Origin of the sequence: Rhodococcus gordoniae (assembly GCF_001646655.1) — a bacterium.
Lineage (GTDB): Bacteria > Actinomycetota > Actinomycetes > Mycobacteriales > Mycobacteriaceae > Rhodococcus > Rhodococcus gordoniae.
In genome coordinates, this window is the sequence record NZ_LPZN01000107.1 from 1 (window position 1) to 2713 (window position 2713).

At 68.6% G+C, this 2713-nt stretch carries 2 protein-coding genes and 1 pseudogene; all 3 read left to right on the plus strand.

The features are described 5' to 3' along the window. Positions 1–257: pseudogene (locus A8G18_RS22685) on the plus strand (serine/threonine protein phosphatase); the annotation flags it as partial. Next, entirely contained in the window at positions 257–1705 is a 1449-nt protein-coding gene (locus A8G18_RS22180) for an FtsW/RodA/SpoVE family cell cycle protein (protein WP_026002729.1), read from the plus strand. The pseudogene A8G18_RS22685 and the gene A8G18_RS22180, both read left to right, overlap by 1 nt. Next, positions 1702–2713: penicillin-binding transpeptidase domain-containing protein (locus A8G18_RS22185; protein ID WP_064065576.1), on the plus strand; the 1012-nt coding region annotated here is incomplete at its 3' end. The genes A8G18_RS22180 and A8G18_RS22185, both read left to right, overlap by 4 nt.

A 2713-nucleotide genomic window follows, 5' to 3' on the forward strand; every position in this document is an offset into this window, starting at 1 on the left:
GAGTGCCGCCCGCCCCGGGCCCGGGAGAGCCGACGCCGGCGCCCGGACCGAACGGCACTCCGCCCACCGAGACACCTGCGGTGCAGCCTCCGGCGCCCGGCGAGCCCGCACCGCAACCGGGTGAGCCCGCACCGGCGTCGCAACCCGGGGCGCCGCTCCCGGGGGAGCCGGCCCCCGGCGAACCCGCTCCGAACACGGAACCGGCTCCCGAACCCGCGCCCCAGATCCCCGGTCAGAACTGCAGGGTGGGCGCCTGATGTCGGTGTCCCATGGTGTGGGGGCCTTCCCGAGTCCTCCGGGAGGTTTCGCCCCGGCTCCGGTCCAGTCGACCCGGCGCAACACCGAACTGGCCCTGATCGTCGCGGCCATCGGTGTGACGACGGTGTCGCTGATGCTCGTCGAGGTCTCGATGGAGCAGGCGCTCACCCTCGACCTGCTCAAGTACGGGGTGACGTTCGCGGCGCTGTTCCTCGCCGCGCACCTCGCGGTCCGGCGCTTCGCGAAGTACGCCGATCCTCTGCTGCTGCCGATCGTCGCGCTGCTCAACGGTCTCGGGCTCGTGCTCATCCACCGGCTCGATCTGTCCGATCAGGAGAACGCCCGCTACATGGGCCTTCCGCCACCGTCGCCCGATGCGACGCAGCAGGTGCTGTGGACGGCGCTCGGTATCGGGTTGTTCATCGTCGTACTCGTGTTCCTGCACGACTACCGGTTGCTCGCGCGCTTCAGCTACACGCTCGGCCTCGTCGGGCTGGTGGCACTCGCGATCCCGGCCCTGCTGCCGAGCCGCTTCTCCGAGGTCAACGGCGCGAAGATCTGGATCCGGCTGCCAGGTTTCAGCATCCAGCCCGGTGAGTTCGCGAAGATTCTGCTGATCATCTTCTTCGCGTCGGTCCTCGTGGCGAAACGCGATCTGTTCACCACGGCGGGCAAGCACTTCCTCGGCATGGATTTCCCCCGGGCCCGCGATCTCGGTCCGATCCTGGCGGCCTGGATCATCTCGATCGGCGTGATGGTCTTCGAGAAGGATCTCGGCACGTCGTTGCTGCTGTTCACCACCGTGCTGGTGATGCTCTACATCGCGACCGAACGCGTCGGCTGGCTGATCATCGGGTTCTCGCTGCTCGCCGTCGGCTTCTACGCGGCGTACCAGATGTTCGGCCACGTGCGGGTGCGTGTGGAGACGTGGCTCGATCCGCTCGCCGACTACAACAACACCGGCTACCAGATCTCCCAGTCCCTGTTCGGTCTCGCAACCGGCGGAGTCGCCGGCACCGGCCTGGGCAGCGGACGGCCGGGGCAGGTGCCGTTCGCGAAGACCGACTTCGTCGTCGCGGCGATCGGTGAGGAGCTGGGCCTGATCGGTCTCGCCGCCATCCTGCTGCTGTTCCTGATCCTCGTCGTCCGCGGCATGCGTACGGCGCTGGCGGTGCGCGACAGCTTCGGCAAGCTGCTCGCCGCCGGCCTGTCGTTCACCCTCGCCGTCCAGCTGTTCGTGGTGGTCGGCGGGGTCACGAAGTTGATTCCCCTGACCGGTCTGACCACACCGTTCGTGTCCTACGGTGGCTCGTCTCTGCTCGCAAACTATCTGCTCCTGGCTCTGCTGATGAAGATCTCGCACGCTGCCCGCCAACCCGCGATCCCCCGTAAGAAGGCGCCCACGCCCATCGCCGAGGCCCGGACCGAAATGATGGGGCGCGAATGAACGGTCCGCTCCGCAAGGTCGCGATGGCCGTGATGTTCATGGTCGTCGCGTTGCTCGCAAACGCCACCTACGTACAGGTCATCAAGGCCGACGATCTCCGCACCGATCCGCGCAACTCGCGTGTGCTGATCGACGAGTACTCCCGTCAGCGCGGACAGATCGCCGCGGCCGGGCAGGCTCTCGCGGTGTCGGTGCCCACCGACAGCCGCTACAAGTACCTGCGCGAATACCCGGCACCGCCGACCCAGCCGATGAGTCCGCTGGCCTACGCGCCCGTGACGGGCTTCTACTCGATGCAGTACGGCAGCACCGGACTCGAGCGGTCCGAGGACTCGCTGCTCAACGGTTCCGACAGCCTGCTGTTCGGCCGTCGCCTGTTCGACCTGGTGTCGGGTCGCAACCCGCGCGGCGGCAACGTCGTGTCGACGATCGATCCGGTCGTGCAGCAGGTGGCCTACGACGAGCTGACCGCGAAGGGTTACACGGGTTCGGTGGTCGCGATCGAGCCGAGCACCGGCAGGATCCTCGCGATGGTGAGCACCCCGAGCTACGACCCCAACCGCCTGTCGGGGCACGACGGCGCCGCGACCTCCCAGGCCTGGGACGAGCTGAACGCCGATCCCGACAAGCCGATGCTCAACCGCGCGATCTCCCAGACCTATCCTCCGGGCTCGACGTTCAAGGTCGTGGTGACCGCGGCCGCGCTCGAGAACGGGGTCACCCCCGACACGCAGTTCACCGCGGCACCGCAGATCACCCTGCCCGACACCGCGACCACCCTCGAGAACTACGGCGGGGCGGCGTGCGGTGGCGCACCGACGGTGACGTTGCGGGAGGCGTTCGCGCGGTCGTGCAACACGGCCTTCGTCGAGATGGGGATCGACGACGGACGTGAGGCCCTCGTCGGCCAGGCGGAGAAGCTCGGCATCGGGGAGACCCTCGACATCCCGTTGCCCGTCGCGCCCAGCACCGCCGGCCCCCTCCCCGACGGGGCGGGGCTCCGGCCGC

Excerpts from the sequence above, each read along its gene's own strand:
- A8G18_RS22180 (WP_026002729.1), top strand. The coding sequence starts at position 257 with ATGTCGGTGTCCCATGGTGTGGGGGCCTTCCCGAGTCCTCCGGGAGGT.